Consider the following 15,870-nt stretch of genomic DNA (forward strand, 5'->3'; position numbering starts at 1 on the left):
CTGACGTTCTCAGACGTCTGATCACCCAATGGGTTCAACCCATTGAGCGCGAGATGGTCCGGGTTCGAAGGGTTCACCGAAGTACTGCGTTTCGCGGATCACCTCGCCGCCTTCGAACTCCATGATGCTCACAACATGAAACGGCTTCGCGTCGTACGTCGCGACGAGCTCGCTGACCCATAGATCGCCGCCACCGGTTATCCGTCGCACGGTGAAACGTTTCTTGTTCGGCTGAGCTTCACGCGAGGCTTGAATGTTGGCGCGCCCACGAATTCGCTCACCAGACTGCGGGTATTCGAGAACCGCGTCATCTCGATAGACACGATGCTCCGCGTCGAAGTCGTTCGTGTCGGAGGCCGCCCAGTGGGCTTCCAGCGCACCTCGCAGATCCGTGTCAGTCATGGCGGCCCTTCTGTGAGCTGTAGAACTGGACGAGGCAGAACTCATTCCCCTCGGGATCGAGCATGACGAGCACCACGCCCTCGTCATAGTCATGGCGCTCGCCTGACCACGATCCGCCGAGGTGCTCGACTTGAGTGCGTGCGACATCGATGTCGTCGACTTCAACATCGAGATGAAGGCGCACCTTCGAGGTCTTCGCCTCCGGTACACGCTGAAAGGTGAGTCGCGGTTGATTGCCGGTGCGTGTGCCCAGCGTGGCCCATCCCGGATCGTCACCGTGCTCGGCAGTGGGTGCGAGGGCCAGAAGTGCACCCCAGAACGACGAGAGCCGCGCAGGGTCCGCACAGTCGATCGTGAGCCCCATCCAACGATTCGTCACCAGCTCATTGTTGACCGACCAACCGGAGTTGTCGCACAAACCTGGGCACTTCGTGGTGTGTCGGACAATCTGCCGCGTTAATCCTGCACGTAGGACACGACCGCCATCATTCCGGCTTCGCCGTGATAGATGTTGTGGCAGTGGGTAAGCCACTGCCCGGGGTTGTCGGCATCGAAGTCCACCTCGACGGTCTTCATGGGTGCGACGAGGACCGTGTCCTTGCGGGCGCGGTACGTCCCCTTCGCATCTCGGACCGAGAAGGTGTGCCCGTGGAGATGCATGGGGTGGAACATCATCGAGTCGTTGACGAAACGTAGCCGTGCCCGTTGGCCCTCACGCACGGGCAGCCCGTCGCGTGGGTCGTAGGTCTTGCCGTTGATGGTCCAGGTGTACTTGCCGACGGGACCGGCCAAGCGGACATCGTGAATGACGTCCGCGTTGCGCTGGCTCAGTTGAACCTCGGGGGCAGCGCTGAGCGTCGCGGTGTCCAGCGGCACCTGCGACTTCATCAGCGTCGCAGCATCGTCGGCGCGCCCGTGCACCGGACTATCGCCGGAACGCAGAATCAGCTGGGCGAAGCCATCTTTGCCCTCCGGTACGGCGACCAGCGGCACCGACGAACCCGGGATGGTGACGACGGCATCGACCCGCTCGCCCATGGTCACCAGGATGGTGTCGGCCTTGAAGGGTTGCACCGGGAAGCCGTCGGTGTGGGTAACCGTCATCGGCACGCCGGGAATGCTGACCCGGAACGCCGTATCGCCGCCGGCATTGACGATGCGCAACCGCACCCGCTGTCTGGCGCGATAGGTGACGGCCTGCGGATCGGCGGCCACCCGTCCATTGATCAGATAGTGGGGATACTTCACATCGCCGGCGTCCATCCCCAGCGGCGCGGTCGGGTCCATTCCCATGCCGCCCATCATCGAATGATCCATCGGGGGCATGCCCTTGGCGCGTAGGCCTTCCAGCACCTGGTCGGGATCGGTGCCGGTGCCGTCGATCCAGTCATCGAGCGCCACCACCAACTCCTCGTCGTATTCGGTGCGCTCATCGGGGTCCTCGATGATCAGCGGCGCGTACAGTCCGCGATCGATCTGCGTACCGACATGGGGATGGAACCAGTACGTCCCCGAGTGGGGCACCGCGAACTCGTAATCGAACACTCCGGTGGGCGGTATTTCCGGCTGGGTGAGGCCGGGTACGCCGTCCATGTCGTTGCGCAGGGCGAGCCCGTGCCAGTGCACGGTGGTGGGCGCCGGGAGGTCGTTGACAGTTTGCACACGCAGGATTTCACCCTTGCGAACACGGATCTCCTGGCCGGGTACCCGCCCTCCGTATGCCCACGTCTGCACCTGGGTTCCGGCGAGGTCGAGCTGAGTGGGTCCGGCGTTCAGAGCGAATTGTCTGACCGCGGCACCCTGGGGTCGCCGGGCCGCTTCCACTGCGGCAACTCGGGCTGAATCAGGGTTAACACGTTGTGGTGTCGCGGTTCCGGAGGGGCTCCTGGTGCAGGACGCGAGAAACCCGGCTGCGGCCACCGTCATGCCCAGACGGAGGAGCTCGCGGCGGCCAAGCAGTGGTGAATTGCCCGTTGTCATGATGGTATGTATACCCCGTAGGGGTATTTAAAGCCAATTGCGTGCTACGGTCGGGGTGTGTTGCCGTCCAGTGGTGAACTGCAACCGGTGTGGCGGGTCCGCGTCGTGTCGGGCGGCCGTGTGCTGGCCGTGGCGACGTGCTGAAAAGCGGCGGTCCGTCGCGGTCGCGATGGATTGCGATGCTTGTCGCAGGCGTGATCGCCGCGCTGCCGGTACTGCATTGCACGGTGATGGCCGATGTGGCGCTCCCGGTGGTCTCGCACCAGCTCGCTGCGTCCGCGTCCGACGCGGTTGCGGGTGTGGGTCAACACATCGGTCGGGCCGCCCAGGACTTCACCAGCCAGATCTTCGATGTGATCGCTGGAAAAGTCCGATCCGGTAACGCATTCCGAATGCTATGGGCGGCGGCGCTAGTCGTGACCCTGGCTGTTTCGCTACTGTATTTGCGGGTGGTGGTCACGCGTGCGCCGCCGCGTCGTCGTGCGTGTGTCACGGTCGTTGGTGGCCGGGCCCGTCTGCAGCAGATCTGTGTGAGTCGGCGCTGATGAATTCCTTGCGGCGGATATATCTTTCTGCCGCATACGGCTGTCAGTGAAGACTCGCCACACCGAAGTGGCGCAGACGTTGGGAATCGTTATGTACGGACGCCTCATCTTCCACCGCTTCGGCGGCCTCTGTGTGGCCGCGGCCGCTGCTGGTGCACTCATGGCTGTCGGCACTCCGCGTGCGGACGCCGGTCCGAAGAACCATGGGAACGCCGACGTTGTCATCACGTCCCTGAAAGCCCGGGGAGACAAGGTCGTCATCAATCGGCGCGGCAGCGCGCCGCTGACCGAATGTGTTGCGACCTCCGTGCGTGAGGGTCGGTCGGAGTACCGCTGGCAGCGCATCCGTGTGGCCGATCCCACCAGTCCGCTGGTCCAGGTGCTGGACTACCGGGTCATGCATGTCAGCGTTGAGTGCTGACCACGGTTAGATAGCGATCAGGTCACATACCCCATGAGGGTATGTTAAATCGTGCTAACCTCGCGTCATGCTGACCGGAGCGCGCCGCACGAGTCGCAGTGGGCGGCTGTGGCTGGTCGCGGTCCTCGTCGTAACGGTCGCGACCCTGCCGATCTTGCACTGCGTGTCCGTCGGTCACGGTGGCGGCGAGGCGCCGCACCATAAGGCGACGCACGCCGCACTCCAGGGGCACGGGCCGTCGGCTACCCATGCACACCTCGACAACGCGATCCATGAGATGGCATGTCAGACCGCGGACGGGCTGGTCGCACTGGCCCGGGGTTTCAATCCATTGCGGATTCTCTTCGTGCTGGCCGCGTTTGCTCTCGCCATGCTGGTGTTCCGGCCCGTGGCCGCCCAACTCTCGCGCGGTCCACCACGTGCTGCCGGATATCACGGGGCCCGAACGGGCCGCGACATTCTCACCAAACTCTGCGTCATTCGGCGCTGATCGGCTCCTCGGGCAAAGCGGAATTCCGCCGTGCCCGCACGCCGTCATCAGCTTCCCGGCCGTCTCATGCGGCCCCCACGCAGGGATTCTCAATGAACAACAGCATTGCTCTGTCATCTCGTCGTAGCTGCACACACCTAGGACCTAAGTTCCACGACCCCAACACGCTGGTGGGCAACACCCCGGTGCTGTGGGTATCGGAGCCGTTCGCGACGCCGGGCACCGGCTTCTGGGCCAAGCTCGAAGGTCATAACCCCAACGGCATGAAAGACCGGCCCGCGCTGCACATGATCGAACAGGCCAGGGCGCGCGGAGAACTCAAGCCCGGTGCCATGATCGTCGAATCAACCAGCGGGACGCTGGGGCTGGGACTGGCCCTGGCCGGAATCATCTACCGGCACCCGGTCACCCTCGTCACCGACCCGGGCCTGGAGCCCATCGTGCGCAGTATGTTGACCGCCTACGGCGCTCGGGTCGAGATCGTCACAGAACCACATCCGATCGGAGGGTGGCAGCAGGCGCGTAAGGATCGTGTCGCCGAAATACTCGCCGCCGAAACGGATTCGTGGTGCCCCGACCAATACCAGAACCCCGACAACGTCGATGCCTACCGCGGGCTCGCGGAAGAACTGATCGACCAGCTGGGAACCGTGGACACCCTGGTCTGCTCGGTGGGAACCGGCGGACATTCCTCGGGTGTGGGACGTGTACTGCGGGAACACAACCCGAACCTGCGACTGGTAGGGGTCGACACCATCGGCTCCACGATTTTCGGGCAGCCCGCCAGCTCACGTCTGATGCGCGGCCTCGGTTCGAGCATCTATCCGGGCAATGTCGACTACGCCGCATTCGACGAAGCGCATTGGGTGGCACCGAATGAGGCCGTCTGGGCGGCTCGGACCCTGGCCGCCGCGTACCACGCCAGCGGCGGATGGAGCGTCGGGGCGGTGGCATTGGTCGCGGGGTGGGTGGCACGGACCTCGGCTTCCGGATCGCGTGTCGCGGCGATCTTCCCCGACGGTCCGATGCGCTACCACGGCACCATCTACGATGACGACTACTGCCGCAGCCACGATCTGTTGGACCGCCCACCGGCGCAGGATCCCGATGTGATCGACGATCCGTCGGATCGGGTGGTGGATCGATGGACCAGGCTGACCCGCGTGATCGACCCGATCGGGAGAATGGCGTGATCGAAACCTTCCGCCAGTTCCGGTCTTTCGATCGGCCCAGCCAGATCCTGATGGTGAACCAATTCGCCATCAACGTCGGCTTCTACATGCTGATGCCCTACCTCGCCGGATACCTGGCCGGGCCATTGGGTTTGGCCGCGTGGATGGTGGGGCTGGTGCTGGGCGTCCGAAACTTCTCTCAGCAGGGGATGTTTCTGGTCGGTGGCACCCTGGCCGACAGGTTCGGATACAAGCCGCTGATCGTGGCGGGATGTCTGTTGCGTACCGGTGGATTTCTGATGTTGGCCTTTGTCGGCTCCTTGCCGGCGATACTGATCGCCTCGGCGGCAACGGGTTTCGCGGGCGCTCTGTTCAACCCCGCGGTGCGCGCCTACCTGGCGGCAGATTCCGGGGAGCGTCGGGTGGAGGCCTTCGCCGTCTTCAACGTCTTCTACCAGGCGGGAATCCTGTTCGGGCCGATCGTCGGACTGGCATTGACGGCATGGGACTTCCGGGTCACCTGCGCTGTCGCCGCAGCGGTTTTCGCGGTCCTGACGGTGATCCAGTTGATGGCGCTGCCGCCGAACCGCGTCGAGCAGGAGGCAGAACGCCAGCCGGTGCTCGCCGACTGGCGTTCGGTGGTGTCCAACAGGGCCTTCCTGCTGTTCTCCGGCGCCATGATCGGCTCCTACGTACTGACATTCCAGGTGTACCTCGCGCTGCCGTTCCAGGCGGCCCTGCTGACCGGCGACAAGAAGTCCGAAACGGTGTTGGTGACAAGCATCTTCGTGGTGTCCGGATTGGTGGCCATCGCCGGGCAGGTGCGACTCACCGGCTGGCTTTCCGCGCGATTCGGCCCTAGCCGCAGCCTGGTGCTCGGAATGCTGGTCATCGCGGCGGCCTTTGTGCCGCTGATGCTGCTACCCACAGCGGCGTCGGCAGGGCAACTTGCTGCCGTCGGCGCGCTACTGCTGGCGGCGGCCCTGCTGGCCGTAGGCACCATCGCGACGTTCCCATTCGAGATGGACACCGTGGTCAGGTTGGCGCGCAACAGGTTGGTGGCCACCCACTACGGCCTGTACAACACGATTGTCGGCGTCGGCATCTTGGCCGGAAACCTGCTGACCGGATCGATATTCGGCTACACCCAGCAGCACGGCAAGCCGGCGTTGTTATGGGTATCGCTGACCGGGATCGGGCTGGTGTGCGCCGCGGCGCTGTTCGCGTTGCGGCGGGCAGGTCTGCTGGACCAGGGCAGGGAAGTGGCGCAGGCTGCCAATGCCTGAGTAGTTTGTGGAGGCCATGACCAGCCCCGCTAAACCCATCAACCTCGTCAACCTCGAGAGTGTTTCGAAGTCATACGGCGTCAAGCCGCTGCTCTCGAACGTCAGCCTGGGGGTGCAAGCGGGAGACCGCATCGGGGTGGTGGGCCTCAACGGTGGCGGCAAGACCACGCTGCTGGAGGTGCTGGCCGGTGTCGAGCCGGCGGATCAGGGCAGAGTGAGTCGGACCGGTGACCTGCGCCAAGCCGTCGTCACCCAGCGCGACGATCTTGAAGGCACGACGGTGTTCGACGTCGTGATCGCGCCCCTGGGCGTCGCCGAGCACGAATGGGCCGGGGATGCGCGCATCCGTTCGATCCTCGAAGGGCTTGGAGTGGCGGCCCTCGGCCTCGATCGACGCGTGGATGAACTGTCAGGAGGCCAGCGGCGGCGCGTGGGGCTGGCCGCCGCCCTTGTTCGTGACCTGGACCTGCTTATTCTCGACGAGCCGACGAACCACCTGGACGTCGAAGGCGTCCAATGGCTCGCCGAGCATCTGCTGGCGCGGCGCACCGCGCTGGTGGTCGTGACCCACGATCGGTGGTTCCTGGACACCGTGGCCACCCGCACCTGGGAGGTTGTCGACGGCAGCGTCGAATCGTATGAAGGTGGTTACGCCGACTGGACGTTCGCCCGTGCCGAACGGGGACGGCAGGCGGACGCCGCGGAGGCGCGCCGCCGCAATCTTGCACGCAAGGAGCTGGCCTGGTTGCGGCGCGGTCCACCCGCGCGCACGTCCAAGCCCCGATACCGGATCGAGGCGGCCGAGGCTTTGATCGCCGATGTGCCGCCGCCGCGAGACTCGGTGGCGCTGAGCGCATTTGCGCGTCGTCGTCTGGGGCGCATCGTCATCGAGCTTGAGGACGCGACGGTGACGACACCCGCCGGTGAGGAACTGGTGCACGATCTGACCTGGCGCCTGGCTCCGGGTGAGCGCATCGGTCTGGTGGGCGTCAACGGATCCGGAAAGACGACCCTGCTGCGCGTGCTTGCCGGTGCGGTGCCGTTGGCGGCCGGACACCGCAAGGAAGGCAAGACGGTCAGTATCGGCTGGCTGCGCCAGGAACTCGACGACCTACCCGGTGACATCCGGGTGCTCGATGCGATCGAGTCGATCGCGTTGCGGATCATCTTGGGGGACAAAGAGCTTTCCGCCTCGCAGGTTGCCGAGATGCTCGGGTTCAGCCCGGCACGTCAACGCACGCCGGTCGCCGACCTCTCCGGTGGAGAGCGCCGCCGCCTGCAGCTGACCCGGGTGCTGATGGCCGAGCCGAACGTGCTTCTTCTCGACGAGCCCACCAACGATCTGGACATCGAAACCCTGCAGCAGGTCGAGGACCTGCTGGACGGCTGGGCGGGCACCCTGGTTGTGGTCAGCCACGACCGGTATCTCATCGAGCGGGTGTGTGATTCGACGTGGGCGCTGTTCGGTGACGGCAAGCTGACCAATCTGCCCGGCGGCATCGAGGAGTACCTGCGCCGGCACGTCCAACCCGCCGCGGCCCCCACCAAACCGGCACCCGATCGTGGTCGTGATGGCGCGGCGCTGCGCGCTGCACAAAAAGAGCTCGGACGACTCGAACGATCCGTTGCCAAGCTGGGGGAGCGAGAAGCTGTGTTGCATGAGCGGCTCGCCGAACATGCCACCGACCCGGACCGGGTGGTGACGCTGACCGCCGAGCTCAATGCCGTCGTCGCCGAGAAGGACGCGGCCGAGGTGCAGTGGATGGAACTGGCCGAAGAGCTTGAGTAGCCCGCTGGGGCTCAATCCTCAATAAAAAAGCGAGGGCAGTCGGTGTGACTGCCCTCGCTCTAGAACTGAATGGGTGAGTGAGAAACATCCGGGACTTGGCCCGGCATGCGATGCGCTACGCGCCTCGCCGATGCGTCCCCCCTATGGGGTTCGCCTACCTGCCGTTATACGGCTAGCGGGAACCACTCATCGGTCTGCTCCGAGTTGTCGCCCTCAACCAGCATCTCGCCGCTGTAGATGGCTTCGAAGTCGATCTCGATGACCGTGGCACCGAATTCCTCGTTCGTCATGTACTGAACAGTAGGGGTCACTATTAAGAAATCATTGAGTCACGAATCGGAAAAGTCTGGCAATTTTCGCTAGACGCATCGGCCCAGGTCATAGACCATGAGCGACCTTGCTGAACTCTTAAGAAAACGGGTTGGTGCCCTTAATAAGCACCCACGCGGCGATCGCGCCCCCGATTCCGGCGATGAGCAGCACCGATGAGACCGCAGAAGGCCACTCGTCACGGTCAAAACGCCCGTCCACAGAGACGCGTCCCGGGCCCAGCAGCAGCAGCGCCATGGCTGCCGCGCCGAGCACAAGGGGGAACTGCACGGCCGTGCCTGATTGCAACAGGTCGTTTCGCGCCACATAGGTCTGGGTTGCGACGTAAAGCATCGAACCCAGCACGGCACTGGCGCCAAAGGGAGTGAGAAGTCCGGCGACCAGCATGGCGCCCCCGATGCTGTAGATACCCGCGAGCACACGAGCCGCCGTATCGGGATGCGCGAGGATCGGAGACGAGCCCAATTGTGCGAACTGTTCGGAGGCGAACACGATGTTCAGCCCACTCCAGCACAGCGTCACTCCCACCGCGACACGCAGGACCAAGAGTCCAATATCGTTGCGGGTCAACGGATCGCTGTACTGCTTGGTGCTCGGCACGCGGGAAGTCTATGGCATGAGGGCTATGGTGAATTCGCTATGGCGGCGGTCCATTCCCGGTATGACGACGGCAACGACATCCCCGGCATACCGTCCGTGCGGGTGGCGAGCGCCGAACTGACAGCGATCACCGCGATCACCGCTCTCGTATTCGGGTGGGCCAGCAGGGGGTATGGGTACTTCTTCGACGAGGCCTACTTCGTCGTCGCGGGCCGCGACCATTTGTCGTGGGGATATTTTGACCAGCCCCCGTTGGTGCCCTTCATCGCGGGCATTGCCGACAACATCGCGCCCGGGTCCTTATGGGTGCTGCGCATGGCGGCGACCGCTGCGGTGGCAATCGGCACGTTGATGTGTGGGCTGATCGCCGCTGAGCTCGGCGGTGGCCGCCTTACGCAATCCCTCTCGGCCATCGCGTACGCCACCGCGATGTTCCAGATCCTGGCCCACTGGCTGCAGACACCGGCCATCGATCCGGCGCTGTGGTCGGTGGTGTGCTGGCTGCTGGTGCGCTGGACCCGCAGTCTCCGGGAGCGGCTTCCCGATGATCGGCTGCTGCTGTGGGCGGGAATCGTCACCGCGATCAGCATGCAGACCAAATTCTTGATCCCGGCGCTGTGGCTTGCGGTGCTGCTGAGCGCGGCGGTCCTCGGCCCGCGGGTGCTGTGGCGTCGTCGGCAATTGTGGATCGGGGCGGCTTTGGCCGTCGCGGCCACCATCCCGACCTTGATCTGGCAGGCCACCCACGGCTGGCCATACCTGCGGATGGCCGGGATTGTGGCTGCGGAGTCCGAACGCGGGGCGGCGTTGTTGGCGGGCATGCTCATCGGTTCGGTGTTCATCGGCCTGGTGCTGCTGCTGGCCGGGGTCGTGGCGCTGCTAGCCGCGCCGTCACTGCGCGCGTATCGATACCTGGGCGTGGCCGCCGTGCTGGTAGGAGCGTTCATGTTCGCCTCGCATGGACGTGCCTATTACGCCATGGGGTTGTACGCCCTGCTGATCGCCGCGGGCGCGGTGGGACTTTCCCGGTGGCGCCCGTCCCGGGCCGCGGTGCGGGACGTGGTCTACGGGCTCATCGGGGTGGTGACGGCCGCATCGGTGCTCATGGCGATCATCAGGCTGCCCATCGTGGCCGAAACCACTGCCGCACGCTGGTTTTCCTGGGCGGGCGAGATGGGGCCCACCATGCTTGCCGGCGGCGATCACTCCACGGAGGGCCTGCGCCAGGTGGCCCGCGACACCTACGATTCGATGCCGCCGGACGTGCGCGACCGTACGGCTCTGGTGCTGCAGATCTATCCCATGGCCGCCGCCTATGACGTCGAAGCCGGACGTGAGGGAGTCTCCCGTGCCTATAGCTTCCACCGCGGGTACTACTACTTTGGGGCGCCGCCGGAATCCATGACGGACATGATGTACATCGGTGTGGATGCTCCGGATCCCGCACTTGCCCAAGGCTTCCGTGGGGTGCAGCGAATCGAGCTGCTGCACGCCCCCGGTGAGGACGAGACACAGGTCTACCGCTACTACGGCAGAATTGCGCCGTGGCAACAGCTATGGGACCAGTGGCGCACCTACAAGTAGGCGGCTCATCCGTCGAACAGATGGCGCCCCGCGACGCCCAGATGTACTGGATGTCGACCAGAATCCCGAATGATCAGTTCCTGCTGTTCTGTTTCGATTCGCCGACACAGAATATTGCCGCCCTGCGGGAGACGATCACCGAGCGCGCAGGGCGTATCGCGGATCTGCGGGTGCGGGCGGTCGATGTCGCCGGACACCTCGACTACCCGTACTGGGCGCCGCGTGACGAATCCCAGGTGCCTTTGACGGTGCACACGCTGCCGGAGTCCGGCTGGACGCACTGTCGATCCGCGATCGCCGCACTACTCACGAGCACCGTCGATGTCCGCGAAAGCCCTTGGCATCTTCATCTTTTCCCTGAGGTGCACGGCGCGCCGAGTACAGCGGGTCCGGCCCTTGTCGCGGTACTGCAGGTGTCGCACGCGTTGGCTGATGGTCAGCGGGCCACCGCAGCCGCACGGGCATTGTTCGGCGATGAGGGGGCGGTGGTCGGGTCGCTGCCGGAAGTGCCCGGGTATGCCGCACTGCGCGGGTTGGCGGGCTTTCCCGTGAAGCTGGGTCGGCTGCTGAGCGCGAGCCGCGATGGGTATCTGGCCTACCGTCAGCAGCAGGAGCTTGTCGCGGCGGGTGAGCTGGATCCGGAACCGCAGGGATTCCCACTGATTTCACTGAATGCGCGGCCCGGTGAGCATCGGGAGATCCGGATGATCGTGCGGCCACGCGCTGAACTTCGCGCCGACAATGTGAGCGTGACCGTCGCGGTCCTCACCGCTATCGGCATCGCGTTGCCGCGGTATCTGCGTGACCACGGACAGTGGGTTCCAGAGCGGCTGGGCGCGGAAGTGACCGTCGCGGCCGCCGGTGAATCATTGGCGCGCAATAACTTCAGGAATGTCGGCGTTGACCTGTGCTGGGGCGAAACGGATCTACACGCCCGGGCCCGGAAGATCGCGGAGGGTATCGAGAGCAGGCGCCGTCGCGCCGTGCACCCGGTGCTGGTTGCGCAACGTGCCGGAGGTGCGGCACTGCCCGCGCCGATGATGTGGGCGGGTGTCAACGCCTTCAACACCGACCTGATGCCGCCCACTGTCGCGGGGAACACCGTGGTGTCGAGCGTGGTGCGCGGTGCCGCCGACCTGACGTTAGGCGGTGGGCGGGTGGTGTTCACCGCCGGATTCCCCGCGCTGTCGCCGGTGATGGGCCTGACCCATGGAGTGCACGGCATCGGCGACACCGTGACGGTGAGCCTGCACACCAGTGCGGCGGTGATGCCCGATGCCGATCACTATGAAGACCTACTGGCCGACGCGCTCACCGAGGTATCTGTCCGGTTGCGATGAGTTTTCTCATCGGCGCGGGTCGATACAGATATGCCGACGATTACTCCATGCCTCTGGTTCGATACCCGCGCCGAAGAGGCCGCCAACTTCTATGTGTCCGTGTTTCCGAACTCCCGGATTCTCGAGGTCACCCACTACGGACCGAACACCCCAATGCCGGAGGGCACAGTGCTCACCGTCGAGTTCGAGCTCGACGGGCAGCGGTACACCGCGCTTAACGGTGGGCCCCAGTTCACATTTGATGAGGCGATCTCGTTTCAGATCGACTGTGGGTCTCAAGACGAGGTCGATCGTTACTGGGAGGCGCTGACGGCGGACGGGGGAGAAGAGTCCCAATGCGGTTGGCTCAAGGACAAATTCGGGGTCTCCTGGCAGGTGGTCTCGCGCGAGCTGATCGACCTGATCTTCCACTCCGATCCGGTGACCGGTAACGCCGCGATGCAGGCCATGATGACCATGCGCAAACTCGATGTGGCCGTCGCCAAGGACGCGGTGGCCGCAGCGCAGTCCCGGTCTTAGTCGTCGTCGCCGAAGTCGTTACCTTTGCAGGCTGATGGTGAGGGTCTGATCATCGGTTCTCCAGCGAGTGGCGGATGAGATCACGACTGCGCCGGCTTCGGATGCGGTGAATTTCCATCCCCTGAGTACGTCATTGGGGTCGTTGATCGTTGCCAGGTCACTGACCGGATGTCCGACAGGTAGGCGAAGGGCTCCGATCGACCCCTTGATCGTTTCGATGCGACCACTGTCGTTGACGACCTTCAGATCAAAGTCGGGCTGGAGCCGTGCCGGCGCCACGGCCACGAGCAGACGGCTCGTCCCCGATGACCAGTTCTCGATGATGTCGCCTGGCCGAATGCCCTTCATGTCGACTGGGTCACCGGCAAGCACCGCAGTAGGCGAGTAGGTTCCGAGTACTGCCAACTGAGTCTGCATGGCTGCCTCGCCGGAGCGTTTGGCTGTGAACGGCCGAGTGCCGGTACACACGGCGACTCTTTCGTTGACAGCGCATTGGATCCCCGTGGCCAGCGCAATGGTCACTTGCGGAAAGGTGCCAATCTGAACGTGGCTGGTCGTTGTCGGCGCAGATGCCGTCACGGCGGGCGGCGCGGTGGACTGCACCTCGTGTGTCGCGGTGGGCGGCGCCTCATGCCCGGTGCAGCTGCCTGCGGTCGCCGCCACAGCCAACGCTAGAAGCATGCTTGCGATCATCCGGCTGATGTGGCTCAGGCTGTCCGCGCAACGCACGCCCGTCACGGTCGCACTTAGTTTGTGTGGGGTTGTGGGCATTCAATGCCTACCTTCCTGAGTGGGTGGTTTGGCGCTGCGGCATAGCGTCGTACTCACATCACGGACGCGCCGGACGGGTTGCAGCCGATGCTCGACGGCTAGTTACGGCTTGCCGAAGGTGTTGCGGGGCTGAAATACGCGCTGCAGGTGGGCGAGTAGTTCTGGGACCAGGCCGACGTCGTTGAAGGGGGTAGACGTTGTCGAGGGTGTGCCTCATCGACTGTGGGCGCTAATTCGCCTGTCATGCGGGCAGTTTCATGCGGCGCAAGCTGTCCCAGCACATCGATGGCTTGATGCCGGTCGGGCATATCGGCTACTTCTCGTCGCCGAAGTCGACGTTCCAGCCCATGGACTTGTAGCGGCGTTTCTCCGACTCGCGGCGCTGCTTCTCGGCACGTTCGTGCTCGGACCAGTCGCCGATGACGCCGGGGGATGCCTTGGGTAGATCGCCGAACAGCTCGTTGCCGTTGTCCCAGTTGATGAGGAACTCCGGGGTCTGGTGTTCGTCGTCGTCTTCGCCCTTGCCGCCGCGGCCGTGGGCGCCGCCCATGGGGGCCATGCCCATGCCGCCCATACCCATTGCGCCACCACGGACCCCGGCACCGCCGATGCCGGCGGCGTTGGTTCCGGCGCCGCCCGGGCCGGGTACACCCGCGCCACCGCGCAATGCTCCTGGGCCGCTGAGGGTTCCGGTGCCCGAGCCCGATCCTGAGCCTGAGGGGGAGCCGAAACCTGCTGCGGTCGTGTTGCCGGGTGCCAGGCCGGAGCCGTCCTTGCCCAGGCCACCCGTGAGGCCGCTGAGTGCGTTGCCCAGGCCGCTACCCGAACCGCCGGAGCCGCTTTGGGGGCTGCCGCCGCCCGCGCCACTGCCGCCGCCCGAACCCGCGCCCTGGCCTTGTCCGCTCTGGTTGCCCGAACCGTCGCTGAAGGCGGGCTTGGTGTTTTTGTCGGCGAGGCCGTTCGCCAGATTGTTTGAGGAGTTGGGGCTTTGGCCGCCACCGCCGCCGTTCTGGCCGCCGCCACCTCCACCGCCGGTACCGGTTTCGGTTCCGTTGCTGGGCTGCTGAAGCGTGATGTTGCCGGGGTTGTTGCCCTTCGGTGGCTGGACATCGGTGACGTTGTCGCCCTCGCGGACAACCGGCTCGCTGAACAGGCCGACCATCTGAATACGTGCGAAGAACTGTTCTTGGTTTTTCCGCTGCTTGATCTCGGCGTCGGAGTATCCGGACTTCTTCATCTGCGAGATCTGGGAGTCGGACATCGGTGGTTCGATGGTCCGTTTGGCGGTGCTCATCGCGTCGCCAAGGGGCGGCATCCTGTCGGCCACGTGCCGAATGCTGATGATGCCTCGCTCTGAGGCCCGAAAGTACTCGGACATGTTGTTCTGCAAGGATTTCGCGGCCGCGCCGCGCCAGTCCTCGACCAGCATGCCCTGCACCTTGCCGCCGAGGGTGTGCATGATGTCGCCCAGTTGTTCGGCGATGCTGTTGATCGACTCCTGGGCCGCCTGCGGGCTCCCCGTTTGGAACGCTTGGGCGGCGTTGTAGATGGACTGGTGGTCGTGGCCTTCCCAGTGCTCCTTTTCGATCTGCTTCTTCCCCATGTCTTCTCCTCCTGAAAACTATTGGCTCTAAGGTATTTTCGGCTCGATCTGCTTCATGATTTGCAGAGCCAGCGGGCATTGGTCATAACGTTGGCGAGTCAAGTCCAGATTGAGATCAACCTGGACTGCTACGACGGATTGCTGTGAAGTGATAGCGACCGCGCAACCAATCGAGTTACTGGTCTTGACTAGCCACCCGGATCGTGAGCCGACCTGAACTCGCTCTTGACGTTCGAATCGCTTCTGAGGTTGTTCCAGCTGATCCAGGTTCGCATCCACCGCATAGATTTTGACGCCCCACTTGGGTCCATCCCAAATGCATCCACGAACGTTCTGACCAAAAGCGGCGGTATGGGCGTCTCGCTTGGTAGGGCTGACCTCCCAAGTCGCAACATCTGTATCGGTGATGGCCGTGCACGCGTCGAAGGTGGTCCCGTGGGCAGGATTGTTGGTGCTTGTTGTTGTCGTAGACGACGTACTGGCGGATGAGGAAAACGAACTTGATGAGGAGACGGAACCTGGGGTAGGTGTGCCTTGGATTCCGCCATGTGCGCACCCCGAGACCACCGCAGCCGAGGCGGCGACAACGGCGATCCATGTCATCTTCATCTGTTCGAGCATTCCTAACGCGTCAGCTGGTGGTGGGTGGCGGGTAGACGCCCCGCCCTTTACTGTCGATGGTGTCACCCCTGAGCTGTTCGAACGACTCGGCGTTCCGGTGTTCGGTGCTGTCGTACTCGTTCTGTGCAACCTTGGCCCACTCAGCCCACGTCTTCACAGTTTCGATGTGCGCGTCGATGACAGCGACGACTGAGTCTGATTCAGCAGTTACTAGCTCGTTCAGCGCCTCGTTCCAAGAGGTGCCCTCGGCGCACGAGCCCATGCCTAGATCCAGGTAGTTGCCGACGGCGTCCCTCCGCAGCGCTTCCAGCTTGTCGACCGCTGCACTGAATTCCTGTGACACCTTCGTTGCGGCACCGGGCGCCAGGTGCAGCTCGTTCATATCGAGCCCTGATTCTCCGGGCATGGACGCTCCCC

At 64.3% G+C, this 15,870-nt stretch carries 18 protein-coding genes; 9 read left to right on the top strand and 9 right to left on the bottom strand.

Translation table 11 applies throughout. From position 1 onward, the window contains the following. Positions 1-21: 21 nt before the first annotated feature. The 3 genes from MSTE_RS06105 to MSTE_RS06115 all read right to left on the bottom strand — a co-directional run bounded on the left by MSTE_RS06105 (position 22) and on the right by MSTE_RS06115 (position 2,382). Positions 22-402: a nuclear transport factor 2 family protein gene (locus MSTE_RS06105; protein ID WP_096499759.1), complete on the bottom strand. Its 381-nt coding sequence runs from the start codon at positions 400-402 to the stop codon at positions 22-24. Continuing rightward, complete coding sequence (locus tag MSTE_RS06110) at positions 395-781, bottom strand: VOC family protein (RefSeq protein WP_096505515.1); 387 nt, start codon at positions 779-781, stop codon at positions 395-397. The genes MSTE_RS06105 and MSTE_RS06110 overlap by 8 nt, the downstream gene beginning before the upstream one ends. Before the next feature lie 77 nt (positions 782-858). Further along, a complete protein-coding gene (locus MSTE_RS06115) occupies positions 859-2,382 on the bottom strand; it encodes a multicopper oxidase family protein (protein ID WP_096499761.1) in 1,524 nt (507 codons plus the stop codon). A 179-nt stretch (positions 2,383-2,561) separates the two neighbouring features. Here MSTE_RS06115 and lpqS (MSTE_RS06120) point away from each other — a divergent pair, with 179 nt between their 5' ends. From lpqS (MSTE_RS06120) to MSTE_RS06145, 6 genes are all read left to right on the top strand, one after another. After that, positions 2,562-2,927, top strand: coding sequence for a putative copper homeostasis (lipo)protein LpqS (lpqS, locus tag MSTE_RS06120; RefSeq protein WP_096499763.1), 366 nt, complete (start codon positions 2,562-2,564; stop codon positions 2,925-2,927). 46 nt (positions 2,928-2,973) lie between these two features. Further along, positions 2,974-3,348 carry a hypothetical protein gene (locus MSTE_RS06125; protein WP_157997645.1) on the top strand — a complete coding sequence of 125 codons (375 nt, stop codon included), beginning with the start codon at positions 2,974-2,976 and terminating at the stop codon, positions 3,346-3,348. A gap of 67 nt (positions 3,349-3,415) precedes the next feature. Beyond that, positions 3,416-3,838 (top strand): putative copper homeostasis (lipo)protein LpqS, encoded by a 423-nt coding sequence (gene lpqS, locus MSTE_RS06130; protein ID WP_231897011.1) that lies wholly within the window; start codon positions 3,416-3,418, stop codon positions 3,836-3,838. Between the two features lie 167 nt (positions 3,839-4,005). Beyond that, the gene (locus tag MSTE_RS06135; protein WP_162291578.1) at positions 4,006-5,031 is read left to right on the top strand and encodes a PLP-dependent cysteine synthase family protein; all 1,026 of its coding nucleotides are present in this window, start codon (positions 4,006-4,008) and stop codon (positions 5,029-5,031) included. Beyond that, on the top strand, positions 4,983-6,296 hold the full coding sequence (locus tag MSTE_RS06140; protein ID WP_096499769.1) for an MFS transporter: 1,314 nt from the start codon (positions 4,983-4,985) through the stop codon (positions 6,294-6,296). Before MSTE_RS06135 ends, MSTE_RS06140 begins: the two co-directional genes overlap by 49 nt. A gap of 7 nt (positions 6,297-6,303) precedes the next feature. Then, complete coding sequence (locus tag MSTE_RS06145) at positions 6,304-8,085, top strand: ABC-F family ATP-binding cassette domain-containing protein (protein ID WP_096499771.1); 1,782 nt, start codon at positions 6,304-6,306, stop codon at positions 8,083-8,085. 164 nt (positions 8,086-8,249) lie between these two features. Here the strand turns inward: MSTE_RS06145 and MSTE_RS25660 are convergent, their stop codons facing one another. Continuing rightward, positions 8,250-8,375 carry a hypothetical protein gene (locus tag MSTE_RS25660; RefSeq protein WP_044104255.1) on the bottom strand — a complete coding sequence of 42 codons (126 nt, stop codon included), beginning with the start codon at positions 8,373-8,375 and terminating at the stop codon, positions 8,250-8,252. 118 nt (positions 8,376-8,493) lie between these two features. Beyond that, the gene (locus tag MSTE_RS06150) at positions 8,494-9,015 is read right to left on the bottom strand and encodes a DoxX family protein (RefSeq protein WP_096499773.1); all 522 of its coding nucleotides are present in this window, start codon (positions 9,013-9,015) and stop codon (positions 8,494-8,496) included. Positions 9,016-9,054: 39 nt separating this feature from the next. Between MSTE_RS06150 and MSTE_RS06155 the strand changes: the two genes are divergently transcribed. The 3 genes from MSTE_RS06155 to MSTE_RS06165 are packed head-to-tail and all read left to right on the top strand — an operon-like array spanning position 9,055 to position 12,458. Next, on the top strand, positions 9,055-10,599 hold the full coding sequence (locus MSTE_RS06155) for an ArnT family glycosyltransferase (protein WP_096499775.1): 1,545 nt from the start codon (positions 9,055-9,057) through the stop codon (positions 10,597-10,599). Beyond that, the gene (locus MSTE_RS06160) at positions 10,572-11,939 is read left to right on the top strand and encodes a WS/DGAT domain-containing protein (protein ID WP_096499777.1); all 1,368 of its coding nucleotides are present in this window, start codon (positions 10,572-10,574) and stop codon (positions 11,937-11,939) included. Before MSTE_RS06155 ends, MSTE_RS06160 begins: the two co-directional genes overlap by 28 nt. A 30-nt stretch (positions 11,940-11,969) precedes the next feature. Then, entirely contained in the window at positions 11,970-12,458 is a 489-nt protein-coding gene (locus MSTE_RS06165; protein ID WP_096499779.1) for a VOC family protein, read from the top strand. A gap of 18 nt (positions 12,459-12,476) precedes the next feature. Here MSTE_RS06165 and MSTE_RS06170 read toward each other — a convergent pair whose 3' ends face one another. From MSTE_RS06170 to MSTE_RS06185, 4 genes are all read right to left on the bottom strand, one after another. Continuing rightward, complete coding sequence (locus MSTE_RS06170) at positions 12,477-13,139, bottom strand: hypothetical protein (protein WP_157997646.1); 663 nt, start codon at positions 13,137-13,139, stop codon at positions 12,477-12,479. A gap of 403 nt (positions 13,140-13,542) precedes the next feature. Next, positions 13,543-14,832 (bottom strand): hypothetical protein, encoded by a 1,290-nt coding sequence (locus MSTE_RS06175; RefSeq protein WP_096499783.1) that lies wholly within the window; start codon positions 14,830-14,832, stop codon positions 13,543-13,545. A 27-nt stretch (positions 14,833-14,859) separates the two neighbouring features. Beyond that, positions 14,860-15,441, bottom strand: coding sequence for a DUF3558 family protein (locus MSTE_RS06180; RefSeq protein WP_231897012.1), 582 nt, complete (start codon positions 15,439-15,441; stop codon positions 14,860-14,862). A 22-nt stretch (positions 15,442-15,463) separates the two neighbouring features. Further along, positions 15,464-15,859, bottom strand: a complete 396-nt coding sequence (locus MSTE_RS06185) for a hypothetical protein (protein WP_096499785.1) — start codon at positions 15,857-15,859, stop codon at positions 15,464-15,466. Positions 15,860-15,870: the final 11 nt, after the last annotated feature.

This window comes from [Mycobacterium] stephanolepidis (genome assembly GCF_002356335.1).
In the GTDB taxonomy this organism is placed as follows: domain Bacteria; phylum Actinomycetota; class Actinomycetes; order Mycobacteriales; family Mycobacteriaceae; genus Mycobacterium; species Mycobacterium stephanolepidis.